Raw genomic sequence first — 16,930 nt, forward strand, 5'->3', positions numbered from 1 at the left:
TATTATCCCCGGGCTCAAAAGGTTCGGCTGACGCTGAAGGCGACGAAATCTCGGTCCTTGAGTGACTGTTCGAAGGTGTAGTTGCTGTTGGCATCCAGAAAGGTGTTGGCCGGGCCGTAGTAATGGGTGTAAGTCAGGCCCAGGTTCCAGGTGTTGAGGTAGTTGCCCTTGATGCCGATGTTCATGTCGCCGCCACGGTTGGTGCCAAAGCCGGTGCCCAGCGACTCGGACGCGCCGTGGGTGTAGCTCACGCCCATGGGCACGCTGATGTCCATGCCGGAAAAGGCCTGGCGGTACATGGGCTCGTACACGGTGCGAACGCTCCAGGCATCGCGGTCGGCGTTGGGGTCCACGGCGTCGGGGTTGCGGGTCACGCTCAAGGTGCGGTTCCAGGCGAACTCGCCCAAAAAGCTGGTTTCCTGGGACAGGAAGTTCGGCCCCAGGGTGGCCAGCCACGACAGGTTGGCATGCAGCGTGCGGCCCGTTGCGTAGAGCGCGTCATCGGCCTCGCCAGACACCGCCTCACCGGCCAGCAACGTGCGCTGGTTGGTCGAGGCCAAGGGTTGGTTCCAGCGCGTGGAAATCTCGCCGGCGATGTTGAACTGGTCCACCGTGGTCGAGAAACTCGCCCCCAGCGCCTCGATACCTTCGGGGTACACCCAGTAATACTCGCCGGCCTGGCCGGTCACCGGGTTCAGGTTGGCAAAGTCGGTGCGCACGTTCAGCTGCGGGCTTTTGTCGTGGAAACGAATGGCGTACACGCCCCAGTCGTAGTCCTGGGTGCGCCATTTGATTTGCACGCCGCCCTGCCCCGAGTCCTTGGCGTCTTTGTCCTGGCCGTGGAAAAACGCCAGCGGCTGGCCGCCCGGGAACACCGGTGCCCCGACAAAGAGCCGCTCGTTGCCGGGGCCAAAAAAGTCATCGCTGGAGAAGTAACTGCCCGCGGCCGGCAGGCGGTTGGCCTCCCACTCGAACTGGTAGTAGGCGCCGATGGACACGTCCGGGGTGATCTGCAACTGGCCAGACATCTGTTGCACCGGGCGGATCAATTCCTTGAACTGGGTGTTGGGCACCGACAGGCCCTTGACCACGTCGATCGGCGCCATGCCGCCGGCGATGCCGTTCATGCCGTAGAACAGGCTTTCGCCCCATTGCATGGCGTACTGACCGACACGCCCGGACACCGGCATCTCGCCCAACTCACCCTTGCCGTAGACAAAGGCATCGAGCAACTCACCCTGACGGCCGTGCACCTTGCGGGTGTCGTCGGTGAAGTGGTCGTAATTCACCGAGTAGCTGTTCACCGTGCCGGGCGAGGTGTTGTCATTGCTCTTGTTGTAGACATCGTCATACCAGGCTGCGCCGCTCAGGCGGGCACCGACGTTCTGGTAGCTGATGTCGAATTCGGACAACAAGTCCAGGCGGCTGGATATCAGGCCCTTATCGAAGTTACGGTCGCCGTCGTCCAGGTTCAACGCGGTATTGCCATCGGTCAGCTTGCTGGACGCGCTCTTGGTGCGCCACGCCGAGCTGTACTTGAGGGTGTTGTCCCAGCGGGTGCGGATGTCCGGGTTGCCAGTGTCGAATTCGAACGCCTGGGCCAGCGGTACGCCGCCCACCAATGCAGCCAGGGCGTACGCCAGGGGGGTGCGGGTGAAACTTGCGCGCGGGGGTGCCTTCTCACGGTTGCGAGTGTGCATCGAATAACCCTCTTTTTTGTTTTTATCCGTAGGTTTATTGCTGGTTACAGCTTCACGGCAAGCGCGCCCGTTGACTAATCGTCTCTGCCGATGCGATGTATTTCAAAGCGCGATACCTGGGTGGGAGTCGAGACGGCGGCGCGATGTATTCAAGTGGGCAAACGGCTGCCATGGAACGAGCTGATCTGCCAGCCGTGCGGGCCCTTGGCCCATACCTGGGTGACAAAGCCCTCGCCACGCACCACCTGTTCGTCGCTGCGCTTGCACAGCGTGTTGACCTGGTAGCCGGTCATCACCGCTACCTCGCCATACACGCGCACGTGCAATTGGTCACGGGTGATGTCCAGGTAGCGCACCACGTTGGCGGCGTAGGCCAGGTATTGGGCCTTGTCATGGATCAGGCCGGTGGTGTGCACGTACACCAGGTCGTCGGCGAACAGGTTCGCCACCTGGGTCGCGTCGTCGTTCATCAAGGCGCTGCGGCGCAGGGCTTCGGCCTGGAGCACGGCCTGGATCGTTGTGTCGGTCATTGTGTTGTCCCTTCCTGGTGTGTGTGCCTGATGTGCTGCTGTGGCTGCTGTGCCGATGAATCGGCTCCTACAGGGGCCTGCGTATCACGGCTGTTGGCCGCTATCGGCGACCCACCCCGCCGCCTCTACACCGGCCAATGCACAGCGCTCGTCGTTGTCGGAGGTGTCGCCGCTAATGCCGATGGCACCCACTATTTCGCCCTGCCCGTCGCGAATCAGTACGCCGCCCGGCACCGGCAGCATGTTGCCGCCAGCCAGGTCGCTCAGGGCGTTGAAGAAGGCCGGCATCAGCTGTGCGCGGCGGGCCAGTTCACGCCCGCCAAAGCCCATGCCCAGCACCGAGCTGGCCTTGCCGCTGGCGATCTGCGGGCGCAGCAGGCTGGCGCGTTCGTCACGCTTGAGCGCCAGCAGGTGGCCGCCGGCATCCAGTACCGCCACGCACAAGGGCGCAAAGCCCTGGCGCTGGCCTTCCTGCAGGGCCGCATCGACCATGCGGTCGGCCTGAGCCAATGTCAGTCGGGTCATGGCTGATCCCTCTCGATGGTCACGGCACGTGGGCGCTTGCCCTGCTCGACGGCGCGTTGACGGGTGTGCAGCTCCGACCATTTCACCGTGTTGAAGTCGGTGACCTTGTAGGGGTCATAGCCCGGCACCTGAGCCTCGATGCGTCGCCCGCCCAGGTACACGCCGCGGATGCGTTCGCGCTCTTGCAGGATGGCGACGTTGTCCAACGGCGAGCCGTCCACCAGGATAAAGTCGGGCGCGGCGCCCTACTTCCAAGGCGCCGACGCACTGGTTGGCCGGCATCATCTTGGCCGACACGCTGGTGGCGGCGCGCAACGCCTGGGCCGGGGTCAGGCCCAACCAGTCGACCAGGATCTCGATTTCGCGCGCATGCCACTCGCCGTAGGGGGTGATGGCAAAACCGCTGTCGCTGCCAGTCATGAACGGCACCCCGGCCTCAAAGGCGCGGCGCAGGTTGCGGCAGCCCACCTCGATCACCCGGCGCTGCATGGCCGCGTAGCCGGACTTGGTCGAGGCCTCGTAGTCCTCGGCAAACTCGGTGTTGTTGGCCAGCATGGTGAAGGTCGGCGCCACGTGGCTGCCCGATTCCAGGATGGCCTCGATGCAGGCATCGTCCATGAAAAAGCCGTGGAAGATCACATCCACACCGGCCTTGGCGGCGTACATCACCGCTTCACGGCCGTAGGCATGCACCGCGACCTTTTTGCCCAGGCGGTGAATTTCATCGACCATGTAGCGTGTTTCGTCCTGGGTGAAGGCGGCGATGTGTTCGCCATTGGGGCGAAAATTCGGCCCGTCCATGGCGATCTTCATCAGGTCGACGCCATCCTTTGCCTGGCGGCGAATCTCGCTGATCTGCTCATCGCGGGTCGCACACAGGCGGCCGCTGAAATAGTCAGGGGTGCCCACCCAGCTGGGGAACCAGTCGTTGAGGCTTTGCCGGTTGGCAATCACGTTGCTGCTGGCGGCGATGCGTGGGCCGGTGAACATCCCGGCGTTGATCGCGTTGCGCACGGCGATGCTACATTGGCCCGCGTCGCCCGGCACCACCACCGAGGTGTAGCCCGCGGCGAGCACGTGCTGGGTGAAAAACAGCCCGCGCAAGGCGCGAAATTCCGGCGACACGTGCAGGTCGATGTCTTCCTCGCTCTTGGCGTTGCCGAACACCAGGTGGGTGTGCACGTCCACCAAACCGGGCATCACAAAGTGCTCGCCGGCGTCGATCACCTGCTCACCGGCTAGCGGCTGCGGCGCCGAGGCTTGCGGGCCGACGTAGCTGAACAGGCCGTTCTCGATCACCAGCCGCTGCTGTTGCCGGGCGTGGTCTTCAAGCCCGGTGAACAAGGTGGTGCAATTGACGTGAATGCGTGACATGGCGGTTCTCTTATTGTCAGGTTTCAAGGGCCGGGGCCAGCCAGACCCCACCGTGTTCATCCAGCGAGAGGGCCTTGGGCTGCAACGACTGCCCCAGGCACGGGCCCAGCACGCACACCCCGGTGCCGGGCACAAACAGTGCGCCGTGGGCAAAGCAGACCAGGTGCTGGCCGTCTGCGGACATGAAGCGGTCCTTGCGGTACTGCAGGCTCGCGTGCTGGTGCGGGCAGCGGTTGCGCCAGGCGTTCAGGCGCCCTTGCCAGCGCACCAGTACCAGGCTGTCGCGGCCCTCGCCGTAAGGGTCGAAGCCGCGCGCGCAGCCCTCGGCCAGGCTGGCTTGGGCGCACAGGAAAATCGCCGGGCGCACGGGTTAAATGGGTTCGGCGGTGAGTGCGAGCATCTGCTTGGTCAGGCCGATGCGATCAAAGCTCTGGTCGCGAGCCATTTCGCGGTCGCCGGCCAGGATCGATTTCTCGCTGATGAACTTGCAGCGCTCGAACCGGCGCGCCATGAAGCGCTGCAACTTGGCCTGCATGTCACCTGTACCTGCCAGTTCAAGGCTCAGCACCAGCGCATCCTCGATGGCCATGCCTGCGCCCTGCCCCAGGTGCGGCGTGGTGGCGTGGGCGGCGTCGCCGATCAGCAGCACGCGGCCCTTGAACCACGGTTCATCGACGAACAGCACTTCCATGGGCTTGTACACCACTTGGCTTGGATCGGTGATCTGCTCGCGCAACTCGCCGATCAGGCCGCCGATGTTGCGCAGGCGCTCGCGCATCAGTTCGGCCAGCTGGCCGGGCTCAAACCAGGGGTTCTGCGGTTCGTGGGAGGTGGAGAACAGGTACATCAGGTCTTCGGACAGCGGCACCAGGCCGGCATTGCCCTCGGCCCCGACGAAGCTGGCCAGGTGATCGATCGAGGGGTCCCGCTTGAAGTTGTAGCGCCACACCGATTGCCCGGTGAAGCGGGGTTTGTAGCGGTCGCCAAAGAGCATGCCGCGGATTTTCGAATACACGCCATCGGCGCCCACCAGCAAACCGTAGCGGCCTTGGCTGCCGTCGGTGAAGGTCACGTCTACGCCGTGCGCGTCCTGCTCGAACGCCTCCACGCTAAGCCCCAAGCGCACTTGCGCACCCTGTTCGATAGCCGCGCCGCTGAGCACTTTATGCAAGGCCAGGCGCGAGATGCCGACGTTGGCCGGGTACTGCGGGCCGGCCAGGCGCTGGCCGGGGATGCGCGCCAGCGGCTGGCCCTCAAGGTTGTAGATACCGACGTCCTCGAAGGCGTAGGCCGCATCCAGGTAGCGGTCCAGCACGCCCAGGTTAGCCATTTCGCGCACCACGTTGCTCTGCTGGATGATGCCCACGCCATACACCGTCCAGTCCGACTTGATCTCCACCAGGTCCACCGCCACACCTTGGCGGCGCAACGCGATGGCTGCGCACAGGCCGCCAATCCCACCACCCACGATCAACACTTTGTTGACTTCGCTCATCACGCGTTCCTTTGTTCTTGTTGTTTGAGGGGCCATTGCCTTGGCGCAGACGATAGGCAAGCGGGCCACGCGCTGACCAATCGCGTGTGGGGATGCGCAGTATTTTGAAAATCGATACCTGCACCTATCGCCAAACGCGATGGCTGGCATCCAGACAAGCAATTTGTCGATTGCCGGCAACAGTGGGACTTTCGCCGGGCAGGTCACGCGGCCACAGCCGACTGGGCCGCGCCCCGGAACCGCCAAAAGGACAATAAGAATATGTTTCGCTACTTCCCCACCAACTACGTCTGGAACCTGTCAGTCGACCTGTCGATCGAGATGGGCGCCCGCATTGGCGAAATCGAAGAAATGTGCGCGCCGCTGCAAGACAGCGCCAAGCAGCCCGATGCCGCCGGCACCCAGGCGTTTCGCCAGACCTGGTCAAACATGGCCGACAAACTGTGCGGCCTGGCCGCCGAAGACGAGGCCCGCGGGCGGCTGCTTTCGGCCGGCGAGAAATACAACCGCGCCGCCAACTACTACCTCACCTGCGAACGCCTGCAAGCCCACGGCGCGCCCGGCCGCGAGGCGTTGTACCAGCGTTTCCTGGAAACCTTCGACCGTGGCATCCGGCTGTCGGCGGAAAACTGCGAGCGCGTCGAAATCCCTTACGAGGGCACGCACCTGGCAGGCCTGTACACCCGCGCCGAGGGCGTGAACGGCCCGGCACCGATCCTGGTGCAGGTCAATGGCCTGGACTCCACCAAAGAAATGAAATACCGCGTGGGCCTGCCCGCCTGGCTGGCCAAGCGCGGCGTGTCTTCGTTGGTGATCGACCAGCCCGGCACCGGCGAGGCCCTGCGCCTGCAGGGCTTGACTGCCCGCTTTGACAGCGAGCACTGGGCCAGCCGCGTGGTGGACTGGCTGCAAACGCGCCCTGAGATCGACCCCAAGCGCATTGGCCTTGAGGGCGTGTCATTGGGCGGCTACTACTGCCCGCGCGCCGTGGCCTTCGAGCCGCGCTTTGCCTGCGGGGTGGTGTGGGGCGCCAACCATGACTGGCGCGACGTGCAAAAGCGCCGCCTGGCCAACGAAGGCAACCTGCCGGTGCCGCACTACTGGGCCCACGTGCGCTGGGTGTGGGGCGCCAAGGACATGGACGAGTTCATGACCATCGCCGAGCACGTGCACCTGGACGGCATCCTGGACCGCATCAAGGTGCCCTTTTTGGTGACCCACGGCGAAAAAGACAGCCAGATCCCGCTCAAGTGGGCCCAGCGTACCTACGAGCAACTGGTCAACAGCCCCCAGCGCGAACTCAAGATCTTTACCCAGCGCGAAGGCGGCGTGCAGCACTCAAGCTTTGACAACAGCATCAATGCCGGCCAGTACATCGCCGACTGGGTCAGCGAAACCCTCGGCGGCCGTACGGCCTGAGCCCTGACAAGAGAATATGCCCATGAATATCATCGGACCCGATTACCTGGTGTTTGGCGTCGACGACGTGCAAGCCTGCGTGCAATACCTCACCGACTACGGCTTGAAACCCTTGGGCATTGACGCCAGCGGCGGCTACCTGGAAGCCCTGGACGGCACCGGCATCCTGATCCGCCACCGCGACGACGCAGGCCTGCCGGCCGCCATGGGCACCGCCAGCACCCTGCGCGAAACCGTGTACGGCGTCGCCGACGAAGGCACCCTGCAGGCCATCGAAACCGAGCTGCGCAAAGACCGTGAAGTACGCCGCGGCGACGACGGCGTGTTGCGCGCGGTCGACGACATGGGCTTTGCCCTGGGCTTCCAGATCACCCGGCGACGTGAGTTGGCGCTGCCCGGCGAAGTCAGCAACGCCCCGGGCTCGGCCACCCTGCGCCCCGTCAACGACCTGGGCGCCAGCAACGACATGCCGGCCCTGCCCCGCAGCCTGTCCCACGTGGTGTGCTTTGTGCCGGATGCCGAAAAAGCCGAGGCGTTCTACACGCGCTTGGGCTTTGTGTGCACCGACCGCTTCATTGGCACCGGGCCGTTCCTGCGCCCGGCCGGCACCCTGGACCACCACACGCTGTTTTTCATCCAGACACCACCGTTCATGAAAGGCATCGAGCACTTCACCTTCCACATGGCCGGGCCCACCGAGGTCATGCTCGCCGGCAGCCGCTTTGTCGAGAAAGGCTACGAATCGTTCTGGGGCCCGGGCCGCCATCAGCTCGGTTCCAACTGGTTCTGGTACTTCAACAGCCCCCTGGGCTGCCACGTGGAGTACGACGCCGACATGGACCTGCACGACGACAGCTGGGCACCTCGCACCGCGCCCTCCAGCGCCGACACCTCGCAGTACTTCCTGTTCCGGCACACCGAGAAATGGATGCCGGGCGGCAAACCCGAGTGAGGCAGCTGAACGCTTGTAGCTTCACGCTTCAAGCTGTCGCATTGGCCTGAAAAACGCGCGGATCTCCTCGGCCAGCAACTGGGGTTGCTCAAGGGCGGCGAAATGGCCGCCCTTGGGCATTTCGCGCCAGCGCTGCAGGTTGTAGCCGCGCGCCACCCAACTGCGTGGCGGCATGGGCAACTCGCCCGGAAACACCGCCACGCCCACCGGCGGCAGGATGCGTTGGCCGTCGGCCAACGCCAGTGGCCGCAAGCTGCCTTCCACGTACTGTCGAAAGGACGAACCAATGCATTGCGTGAACCAATACAGCGCGACATTAGTCAGCAGCGTGTCGCGATCAATACCCGGCGAATCGCTCCAGCCGAGCATTTTTTCCGCCATCCAGGCCAGTAGCCCGGCAGGTGAATCGTTCAGGCCGACCGCCAGGCTCTGGGGTTTGGTGCGTTGGATGTGTGAGTAGGCGCCTTGAGTCTCAAAAAATTCGGCGGCGCGTTTCAGGTAGCCCTGCTCCTGCTCCGTGGCCGGGTGCAGGTCCAACGCGGGCCGGTAGGCGCCCGGGATATAGTTCAGGTGGATGCCCGTCAGCCGTTCGGGGTAGCGCACGCCCAGCCAACTCGACACGCCCGCACCGATATCACCGCCTTGCGCGCCAAATCGGTCATAGCCCAGTTGCGTCATCAGCTCGGCCCATAGGCCGGCAACCTCATAAGGCCCGGTGCCCTTGTGGGCCGGCGCGGGCGACAAGGTGTAGCCGGGCAGCGATGGCACCACCACATGGAACGCATCGCCAGCATCGCCGCCATGGCTGGCAGGGTCGGCCAGCAGCGCCAGGATGCTCTGCATTTCGACGAACGAGCCTGGCCAGCCGTGGGTCAGCACCAAAGGCATCGGTGCCGGGCCTTGGCCGCGTTGGTGGATGAAATGGATCGACTGGCCGTTGAGTTCGGCCATGAAGTGCGACAACTCATTGAGCCGGGCCTGCTGGGCGGGCCAGTCAAAGCCGTTTGCCCAGTACGCCAGCAGGTCATGGAGCACTTCCAGGTCCATGCCCTCGCTCCACCCCTGGCCTGGCAAGCTCGACGGCAAGCGGGTGTTCTGCAGGCGTTGGCGCAGGTCGCCAAGTGCATCCTGGGGAATGGCCAGGGTAAACGGTGTAATGGACATGTCCGGTGCCTTGAGGTTGGGCGGGCAAAGGTGGGTGCAATGAGCACTTGACGGCCCACTGCAATACCCCGAATGTATCTTAAAAATAACTACAAGAACCTGATGACCATGCGCTTCAATCACCTGGACTTGAATCTTCTGGTGGCCCTCGACGTGCTGCTCGAAGAACAGAACATCACCCGCGCCGCCGAGCGCCTGCACATGACCCAGTCCGCCACCAGCGGTGTCCTCGGGCGTTTGCGCACCTATTTCGAAGACGATCTGCTGGTGCAGGTAGGCCGCAAGATGCAGCCCACCCCCTACGCCCAGGAGCTGGCGGACCCGGTGCGCGACGTGCTGCTGAAGATTCGCTCCTCGATCACCAGCAAGCCTGCGTTCGACCCCGCCACCAGCAAACGCCATTTTCGCCTGGTCACCTCCGACTACCTGATCAGCGTGTTGTTCGCCAGCGTGATCCAGAAGATCCACCAAGAGGCGCCGAACATCACCTTCGAGATGCTTGGCCCCGGCGACAACTCCGCTGAACTGCTGGTGCGCGGCGAGGTGGACCTGATGATCGTGCCCGAGCGCTACATCATCGAAGACCACCCCTCGCAGTTGCTGTTCGAGGAAGAGCACGTGTGCGTGGTATGGTCCGGTAACAGCCTGGTAAGCCAAAGCCTGACGCTGGAACAATACATGGACATGGGCCATGTGTCGGTGGGCTTTGGCCGCACCCGGCACATGAGCATCGAGGACTGGTTCATCAACCAGTACGGCTTCAGCCGCCGCCTGGAAGTGATCACCAACGACTTCAATACCCTGCCCCAGTTGCTGATCGGCACCCAACGCATCGCCACCATGCACGGGCGACTGGCGCGGCTCTATGCCCAGCACCTGCCCCTGCGCATCTTGCCGCCACCGGTCAAGATCCCGGTGATGCGCGAGTTCATGCTGTGGCACCGCACCATGGACAACGACCCCATGCACCGCTGGCTGCGCGAGCAGATCGGCGAGATCATCAACCGGCTCGAGCAGCCGCTGGCGGCGTGACGGCGCCTTCGCCGGCGCCCAGGCGGGCCAGCACCTGCTCCAGCCCAGGGGCACCGGCATGCCCACCGAACACTTCGCACTTGAGCGCCGCGGCTACGTTGGCGGCGCGCACGGTGCTGGCGAGTGTCCAGCCGTGCACCAGCCCGTAGGCGTAAGTGCCGTGCCACACGTCGCCGGCATTGAGGGTATCGACCGCCTGAATGCTCGGCGCGGCAAACCGCGACAGCTTGCCCCCCTCGCCGCCCCGCTGCCAAATCAGCGCACCCTGTGCGCCCAAGGTCACGCCAATCACCTGGGCGTCGAGCTGTTCGGCAATCATCGACAGCGCCTGCTCGGGCGTGGCCTGGCCCACCAGCGAGTGCAAGGCGGGCTCGGAAAACAGCACGTGGTCGGCCAGGGGCATCAATGCCCACAGGTCGGCCACCGGCGCGACGTCGGCGTCCAGAACGGTCGGTACGCCACAGCGCCGCGCTTCGCTGAAAGCCACCTGCGCGCCCTGCACCCAGCGCATGTCACAGAGCACCGCGCCGGCCCCGGCAATCTCGTGCAGCGGCAGCCAGCCGGGGTCTGCGTCCAAGCTGGGGTCGATGTAGGGCACCACCAGGCGTTCGCCCCGGCGGTCGACCAGGATGGTTGAGAACGGCGTGCGCCCGCCCACCACCTGGCGAATGCCGTCGACTGCCACGCCCCGGTGGCGCAGGTCATCAACCAGCATGGCGCCGGTGGCATCGGCACCGATACGCGCCCACAAACTGACCGGCGCCCCTAGCCGGGCGATACTCACGGCCGCCGCCGGGGCCATGCCCGAGGCCGCCTGTACCGCTTGGTGGGGGAAGATCTTGCCGCCGTCACTGGGGATGTGATCAACGCGCAGGATGGTGTCCCACAACGCACACCCCAGGCAAATGATTGGCTTGGCTGACGGGGCCCGGGGGGCCGAACGCGCCCTCACCTGTGCTGCCCCTGCAACGCTTTGATGCGTGCGCGAAAGTGCTCGGTACCGGCCACCACTTTGTCCAGCACCGCCTCCAACGCCCAATAGCGCTCGTGTACGTCGTAGTCGATGGCCCGGCACTGGATCGATGCGAACGTCCCGATGCGCTGGTGGTACAGCTTGGCCAGGGCCGGGTAACCCATGCCCTCGGTCACGGCCGCCAGCACCAAAAAGGTCGCCAATTCCTCGGCCAGTGCCGGCGCCACGTGGCTTTGCAGGCGCAACCATTTATACAGGTCGGGGTGCACGTTGGTGAACACCCCATTGAAGCCCGCAGAGCCGGCCCGCATGGCATCCCAGGCAATCGCCGCGTTGGCGTTGAGCACCCGCAAGGCCGACCCTTCGGCCAGCGCCACGCGACGCTTGACCACGGCCAGGTCGCAGCTCACATCCTTGAGCATGATGAAGCGGCCGGTGGCGATGCAGGCCTGCAACTCTTCGTCGCTGAGCAGGCGCCGGTAAGGCGCCGGGCACTCGTAGAGCCCAAGCGGGGTACCCATTGGCAAGCGCTGCAGCAGGTAGTCAAGGTTGGCCAGCAACGTTTCAGTGCCCAGGTTGTGCGGGTCCAGGTGGTTGGTCACCAGCACCAGGGCATCGGCACCGGTGGCCGCCATGGCCTGCAACTCCTGCACTTGCGCGTCGAGGTCATCGCTGATGTGCCCGGACGCCACGACCGGCACCCGGCCGCCAACGATGTCGACCACGAACCGCGCAAGCTCCGTGCGCTCGGCCAGGCTCAAAAACTGCATTTCACTGGACTGGCACACGGCGAACAGCGCGTCGCAACCGTGCTGCAGGTACCACTCGATCAAACGCTCGACGCCGCGATAGTCAATGGCGCCGCTGGCATCAAAGGGGGTCAGCATCACCGGGACAATGCCTTCGATAACAACCGGGGTAACTCGTGTACTCATAAACGGGCCTCTGGGGCAGTGTTCAAACGTGGGAAACGGCGGGTGCGGCCACCACCGGCGCAGGCGTGGCCCGGGCCTCGGGTATCGGTTTGCGCACCAGTAACAGGTAGGCCAGCGCACCCACCAACGCGATGCCGGCACCGGTCAACAGGGCCGGTTGGAAGCTCCAGGTCTGGGCGATGTAGCCGGTCAGGATCGGTGCCAGGGCGCCGCCCAGGAAGCCGCCGAAGTTCTGGATCGAACCCAGCGACGCCACCCGGTTGGCGGGCGCCACGGCGGTGGCCAACGACCAGGCGCAGGCCGAGGAGGCATTGGCCAGGAAGATCACGATGGAGATGCATGCCAGGGCGATGACGTTGCTGTCCACCAGCGCCGCAGGCACGGTGAACACCACCATGCCGAGCATGGCGATGACCATCGAATTGCGCCGCCCCAGCACCGCCGAGCGGCTGCGTTTGGCGATGCGATCGGACACCCAGCCGGCCACCAGGGCGCCGACAAAGCCGCAGAAAAACGGCACGGCAGCCGCCGCCCCGGTCATTTCCAGGCTCATGTGCCGGGCCGTGCGCAGGTAGCCGGGCAACCAGGTCAGGTACACCCAGTTCAGGTACACCGAACCCATGTAGCCGAGCAACATGCCCCAGGTGGTGCCATAGGAAAACAACGCGCGCCAATCGGCAAAGGTGACCTTGGGCGCGGCCGCCTTGGCGGGCGATTCATCGGCGTACAGGTAGAGGCGCTCGGCCTCGGTGAGGTCGGCCTTGACCGGGTCGCGATAGACCACCAGCCAGATCACCGCCACCACCAGCCCGGCGGCGCCGGTGAGGTAGAACGCCCAGCGCCAGTCAAGGTTGGCGATCAGCACCGACAGGCACAGCGGGGCCAGGGCGATGCCCAACGGCGAGGCCGAGTTGAAGATGCCGGTGGGCGTGCCGCGCGACCGTAGCGGGAACCAGTTGCTGACCACCCGGGCAGCGGACGGGAACTGCGGCGACTCGCCGATGCCCAGTATCACCCGCGCCAACACGAACCAGCCAAAGCTGGACACCAGGCCACCACTGGCCTGGGCCAGCGACCACAGCACCAGGCCGCCGCCCAGCAACCAACGCGGCCCGATGCGGTCGACCAGCGCGCCGACGGGCAATTGGCACAGGGCATAACTCCAGGAAAACGCCGAGAGCAGGATGCCCATTTCCCCCAGGGACAAGTTCAAGTCGGCACGCACGAACTCGTTGGCCACCGCGAGCGTGCCGCGGTCCAGGTAGTTGATCACGCCGCTGATCATCAACAGCGTCAGGGCAATGGTTTGCTGGCGCCGAATGCGTGGGGGCACCAACAGGGCAGAGTGGGCTTCGTTCATGTTCATGTCTCTTTTAGTCTTATTTTTGGACAATGCGCCCCTGCCACGGCGGCCAGTGGGCATCGCTCGGAGGCAGGGTCAATGAAACGTCGTGACGGGCCAGAATGTAACCGCACATCATAGTTGACGTAAACGTTGCTATCGAATCATGAACCAGTGCATACGTAACGATTCAGGTTTGAAAATAAGGCCCATTCGATATTTTGTCTAGCGCTTACATCCTAGAATTATCGCTTCGTCAAAGTCAATCGTGCGTTGACTTTGCCACGACCCCCGCCTAGGTTAAGCGCACCGCTTACTTCGATGTTTACCCGCACCCATGACGGTTCCAGCAGACACCCCGCTTACCTCGCCCTCGCCTTTCAAAGACGCCAACGAACCGGTACTTGCCGACGTCGCCCGCATTGCAGGCGTCTCCACCGCCACCGTGTCGCGCTATTTGAATGAGCCGCAACGGGTCAGCGAAAAAACCCGCGCCAAAGTCCGCCACGCCATCGAGCAGTTGGACTGGGTGCCCAACGCGGCGGCGCGCTCGCTGGTGTCCCGGCGCTCCTACGCCATTGGCGTGATCATCCCGACCCTGGCCCACGAAAAATTCCACCAGCAACTGCAAGCCTTCCAGAGCCGCCTGGGCGAGCACGGCCTGGCGGTGTTCGTGGCGTGTTCTTCTTACGATCCAGATGAAGGCTATCGCCAGGCGCGCGGCATGCTTGCCCGCGGCGTCGATGCCTTGGCGCTGCTGGGCGATGATTACCCCGACGCATTGTTCGAACTGCTCAAGGCCAAGGGCGTGCCTTACATCGTGACCTTCGGCAAGCGCGTCGGCAGCCCCCACCCTTGCGTGGGTTTTGACCACGGGCGGGCCTATGTCGCCATCACCCGGCGCTTGCTGGAGCTGGGCCATACGCGCCTGGGGGTGATCTTCCAGTCGCCTGCTGGTAACAGCCGCGTGCAGGCCAGGCTTGAGGCCATCGATGCCACCTTGGCCGAACATGGCCTGGCGATGCGCCCCCCGCATAGGGCCATCATGGGCACGACTTCGGATGCCGGGCGGGTGCCGTTCGCTCGCGCCAGCTTGCAGCACATCATGGCCCAGCAGCCCGCCCCCACCGCCCTCATCTGCGGCAACGACATGCTGGCCCTGGGCGCGTTGCTTGAAGCTCAGGCGCTGGGTATCGAGGTACCAGGGGCGCTGTCGATCTGTGGTTTTGACGACATAGAGATCGCGGCGCACACCCACCCGCCCCTGACCACGCTGCGGGTGCCTGACCAGGCAATCGGTGAGTTGGCCGCGCAGTATTTGATTGATCGCCTGGCAGGCTTGCCCTGTGAAGACCCGGCTATGCTGGAGGTGGTGCTGATTGAGCGCGCGTCGACCGCCCAGGCGCCTAACGCTGACTGAGCAGCTCGTTGCGCCGGCGTTTGAGATTGGCCTGGCGCTTGGCAATGTCGGCGGCCAACTCGGCAAGTTTTTTCTCGCCCTCGGCCAAGGCGGCTTCACGCGAACCATACAGCTCGCACACCGGGTAATTGCGGCCATTTTCGGTGCGGTCGAACGCGTCGCTGGAAAACCCGCGGGCGACCAGCTCGATTTCTTGCAGCTGGAAGCTGCGGGTCAGCAACCAGGCGGTGTAGGGGTAGGTTCGCTGCAACATTCTGGCATTCCTGCGGCCGGCTCCCGGGGCCTATTATTAACAGGGCCCACTCATCGCTATATAGTAAATCATATAGCGATACCCATCGCCTCAAAAAACCTGTTCCGGAGTGCTCAACGGCCGTGATTACCCGCCCGCAAAATCCCACCACGCTGACGTTGCTGTTTTCGCTCAAGGGTTCGATCATCCCCGCGATCTGGCGCAAGGTGCTGTTCACCGTGCTGATCAGCTCGGCCGTGGTGGCCATCCACGGCACCCTGTTGAGCTTCAAGTTCAGCCTGACCGCCACGCCCTTCACCTTATGGGGCCTGACCCTGGCGATCTTCCTGGGCTTTCGCAACACCGTGGCTTATCAGCGCTTTTGGGAGGCGCGCACCCTGTGGGGGGAAATGTTGATCGTGTGCCGTAACCTGACCCGCCAGACGCTCAGCCTGCTGCCCGCCTTGCCCCGCGAACAACGCCGGCCATTGGCCAATGGGCTGATCGGCTTTGCCTACCTACTCAAGCACCAACTACGCGGCACGGCCCCCGGGGCCGAGGTTGCGCCTTTTTTGGACGCCGACACGCAAGCGGCGCTCGGCAAGCAAAACCCGCCCAGCGCACTGCTCGGCCGGCTGGCCGAGCGCTACCTGGCCGCGGCAAGGCAATCGGGCGCCAGCGACGTGGCGCAAATGAACATCGACCAACAGCTCACGCGGCTGTCTTACGTGTTGGGCGGCTGCGAGCGGATCAAGGGCACGCCCATCCCCTACCCTTATATTTTGCTGCTGCACCGCACCGTGCACGTGTACTGTTTTTTGCTGCCGTTTTGCCTGGTGGACAGCATCGGCTGGTTCACCCCGCTGGCGGTGTGCATCCTGGCGTATACGTTTTTTGGGCTCGATGCCCTGGGCGACCAGATCTCCGACCCGTTCGACACCCAGCCCAACGACCTGCCGCTGGATGCCATGTGCCGGAACATAGAGATTGCCGTGCTGGAGTTGCTGGACGAGCCAGCACCGGCGCCGTTGCAGCCGGTGGAGGGGGTGTTGCTTTAAGCGGGGGATTGCGGCGACCGGTTCGCGGATTTAACCGCGAAGCGGGCGCCTTGGCACAGCTGATACACCGCGTCGTTCTTTTCGCGGATAAATCCGCTCCTACGGGGTCACGCCTGCCTGAATGATTCGGCCACGGTTACTTGGGCACGCCCAAAATGATGTGCGAGGCCTTGATCACCGCCGTGGCGCTCACGCCCACTGCCAAACCCAGCTCCTGGACGGCGTGGCGGGTGACGATCGAATACACCTGCGCCCCACCCGGCAGCTCCAGCACCACTTCGGCGTTGACCGCGCCGTCGGTGACGCTGACCACCTTACCTTCCAGGCAGTTGCGCGCCGACAGCCGGAAATCATCGGCTTCGGTCATCAGCATCACCCAAGGGGCCTTCACCAACGCCACCGCAGCGGCACCGGCCACCAGCCCCAGGGACTTGACGCTGGCCAGCGTCACCACTGCCACCAACGACTCGCCGCCCGGCAGCGCCAGCACCACCTCGGCATTGACCGAGCCTTCCTGAACCTGGCTGACGGTACCTTTGAACACGTTGCGGGCACTGACTTTCATGGTGTAGATCCTTTTTTATGGGCAGTTGCAAATATCCCCCATCATCAACAAACACGTTATGTCATTTCAACCATAGCGAAGGGTCAGGCCTGCAAGTCTTCATAGAAGGGTTTTCTTCTGTTTTCATGGGGGTATTCGCTATATCTTTTACTATATAGCGACTACTCCGGCGCAGGTATCACAATTTGTTTAAGTGACCGTGAGGATTCGGGGA

The 16,930-nt window shown here is 64.0% G+C and carries 16 protein-coding genes and 1 pseudogene; 5 read left to right on the top strand and 12 right to left on the bottom strand.

Annotated features, from left to right (window positions below):
- Window positions 1–14 precede the first annotated feature (14 nt).
- From L9B60_RS28045 to L9B60_RS28070, 6 genes and pseudogenes are all read right to left on the bottom strand, one after another.
- Window positions 15–1,700 (bottom strand): DUF1302 domain-containing protein, encoded by a 1,686-nt coding sequence (locus L9B60_RS28045; protein ID WP_249674282.1) that lies wholly within the window; start codon window positions 1,698–1,700, stop codon window positions 15–17.
- 149 nt (window positions 1,701–1,849) lie between these two features.
- Entirely contained in the window at window positions 1,850–2,230 is a 381-nt protein-coding gene (locus L9B60_RS28050) for a nuclear transport factor 2 family protein (protein WP_249674283.1), read from the bottom strand.
- Between the two features lie 84 nt (window positions 2,231–2,314).
- On the bottom strand, window positions 2,315–2,755 hold the full coding sequence (locus L9B60_RS28055; RefSeq protein WP_249674285.1) for a GlcG/HbpS family heme-binding protein: 441 nt from the start codon (window positions 2,753–2,755) through the stop codon (window positions 2,315–2,317).
- A pseudogene (locus L9B60_RS28060) lies at window positions 2,752–4,129 on the bottom strand (metal-dependent hydrolase family protein). The gene L9B60_RS28055 and the pseudogene L9B60_RS28060 overlap by 4 nt, the downstream one beginning before the upstream one ends.
- A 16-nt stretch (window positions 4,130–4,145) precedes the next feature.
- Window positions 4,146–4,496, bottom strand: coding sequence for a Rieske (2Fe-2S) protein (locus tag L9B60_RS28065; RefSeq protein ID WP_249674286.1), 351 nt, complete (start codon window positions 4,494–4,496; stop codon window positions 4,146–4,148).
- 3 nt (window positions 4,497–4,499) lie between these two features.
- Window positions 4,500–5,624 carry an FAD-dependent oxidoreductase gene (locus L9B60_RS28070; RefSeq protein ID WP_249674288.1) on the bottom strand — a complete coding sequence of 375 codons (1,125 nt, stop codon included), beginning with the start codon at window positions 5,622–5,624 and terminating at the stop codon, window positions 4,500–4,502.
- Window positions 5,625–5,885: 261 nt separating this feature from the next.
- Here L9B60_RS28070 and L9B60_RS28075 point away from each other — a divergent pair, with 261 nt between their 5' ends.
- Window positions 5,886–7,043 carry an alpha/beta hydrolase family protein gene (locus tag L9B60_RS28075; protein WP_249674290.1) on the top strand — a complete coding sequence of 386 codons (1,158 nt, stop codon included), beginning with the start codon at window positions 5,886–5,888 and terminating at the stop codon, window positions 7,041–7,043.
- A gap of 22 nt (window positions 7,044–7,065) precedes the next feature.
- On the top strand, window positions 7,066–7,995 hold the full coding sequence (locus tag L9B60_RS28080; protein WP_249674291.1) for a VOC family protein: 930 nt from the start codon (window positions 7,066–7,068) through the stop codon (window positions 7,993–7,995).
- Window positions 7,996–8,016: 21 nt separating this feature from the next.
- Here L9B60_RS28080 and L9B60_RS28085 read toward each other — a convergent pair whose 3' ends face one another.
- Window positions 8,017–9,159, bottom strand: coding sequence for an epoxide hydrolase family protein (locus L9B60_RS28085; RefSeq protein ID WP_249674293.1), 1,143 nt, complete (start codon window positions 9,157–9,159; stop codon window positions 8,017–8,019).
- Between the two features lie 108 nt (window positions 9,160–9,267).
- Here L9B60_RS28085 and L9B60_RS28090 point away from each other — a divergent pair, with 108 nt between their 5' ends.
- Entirely contained in the window at window positions 9,268–10,191 is a 924-nt protein-coding gene (locus L9B60_RS28090) for a LysR family transcriptional regulator (RefSeq protein WP_249680193.1), read from the top strand.
- Here the strand turns inward: L9B60_RS28090 and L9B60_RS28095 are convergent.
- Genes L9B60_RS28095 through L9B60_RS28105 form a run of 3 tightly spaced genes read right to left on the bottom strand, consistent with a single transcriptional unit; the run spans window position 10,160 to window position 13,459 of the window.
- Window positions 10,160–11,143 (bottom strand): PfkB family carbohydrate kinase, encoded by a 984-nt coding sequence (locus tag L9B60_RS28095; RefSeq protein ID WP_283780541.1) that lies wholly within the window; start codon window positions 11,141–11,143, stop codon window positions 10,160–10,162. The two genes, L9B60_RS28090 and L9B60_RS28095, sit on opposite strands and share 32 nt — an antisense overlap.
- Window positions 11,140–12,099, bottom strand: coding sequence for a dihydrodipicolinate synthase family protein (locus tag L9B60_RS28100; protein ID WP_249674296.1), 960 nt, complete (start codon window positions 12,097–12,099; stop codon window positions 11,140–11,142). Before L9B60_RS28100 ends, L9B60_RS28095 begins: the two co-directional genes overlap by 4 nt.
- A gap of 22 nt (window positions 12,100–12,121) precedes the next feature.
- Complete coding sequence (locus tag L9B60_RS28105; protein WP_249674298.1) at window positions 12,122–13,459, bottom strand: MFS transporter; 1,338 nt, start codon at window positions 13,457–13,459, stop codon at window positions 12,122–12,124.
- A 319-nt stretch (window positions 13,460–13,778) separates the two neighbouring features.
- On the opposite strand from L9B60_RS28105, the gene L9B60_RS28110 reads away from it, so the two are divergent.
- Window positions 13,779–14,861, top strand: coding sequence for a LacI family DNA-binding transcriptional regulator (locus tag L9B60_RS28110; RefSeq protein ID WP_249674300.1), 1,083 nt, complete (start codon window positions 13,779–13,781; stop codon window positions 14,859–14,861).
- Here the strand turns inward: L9B60_RS28110 and L9B60_RS28115 are convergent.
- Window positions 14,848–15,114 (bottom strand): hypothetical protein, encoded by a 267-nt coding sequence (locus L9B60_RS28115; protein WP_249674301.1) that lies wholly within the window; start codon window positions 15,112–15,114, stop codon window positions 14,848–14,850. The genes L9B60_RS28110 and L9B60_RS28115 overlap by 14 nt on opposite strands.
- A gap of 122 nt (window positions 15,115–15,236) precedes the next feature.
- Here L9B60_RS28115 and L9B60_RS28120 point away from each other — a divergent pair, with 122 nt between their 5' ends.
- Window positions 15,237–16,151 carry a bestrophin family protein gene (locus L9B60_RS28120; RefSeq protein WP_249674303.1) on the top strand — a complete coding sequence of 305 codons (915 nt, stop codon included), beginning with the start codon at window positions 15,237–15,239 and terminating at the stop codon, window positions 16,149–16,151.
- Window positions 16,152–16,287: 136 nt separating this feature from the next.
- Here L9B60_RS28120 and L9B60_RS28125 read toward each other — a convergent pair whose 3' ends face one another.
- Window positions 16,288–16,716, bottom strand: coding sequence for a TOBE domain-containing protein (locus L9B60_RS28125; protein WP_249674305.1), 429 nt, complete (start codon window positions 16,714–16,716; stop codon window positions 16,288–16,290).
- Window positions 16,717–16,930 lie beyond the last annotated feature (214 nt).

It is taken from the genome of Pseudomonas abieticivorans (assembly GCF_023509015.1).
Taxonomy (GTDB): Bacteria; Pseudomonadota; Gammaproteobacteria; order Pseudomonadales; family Pseudomonadaceae; genus Aquipseudomonas; species Aquipseudomonas abieticivorans.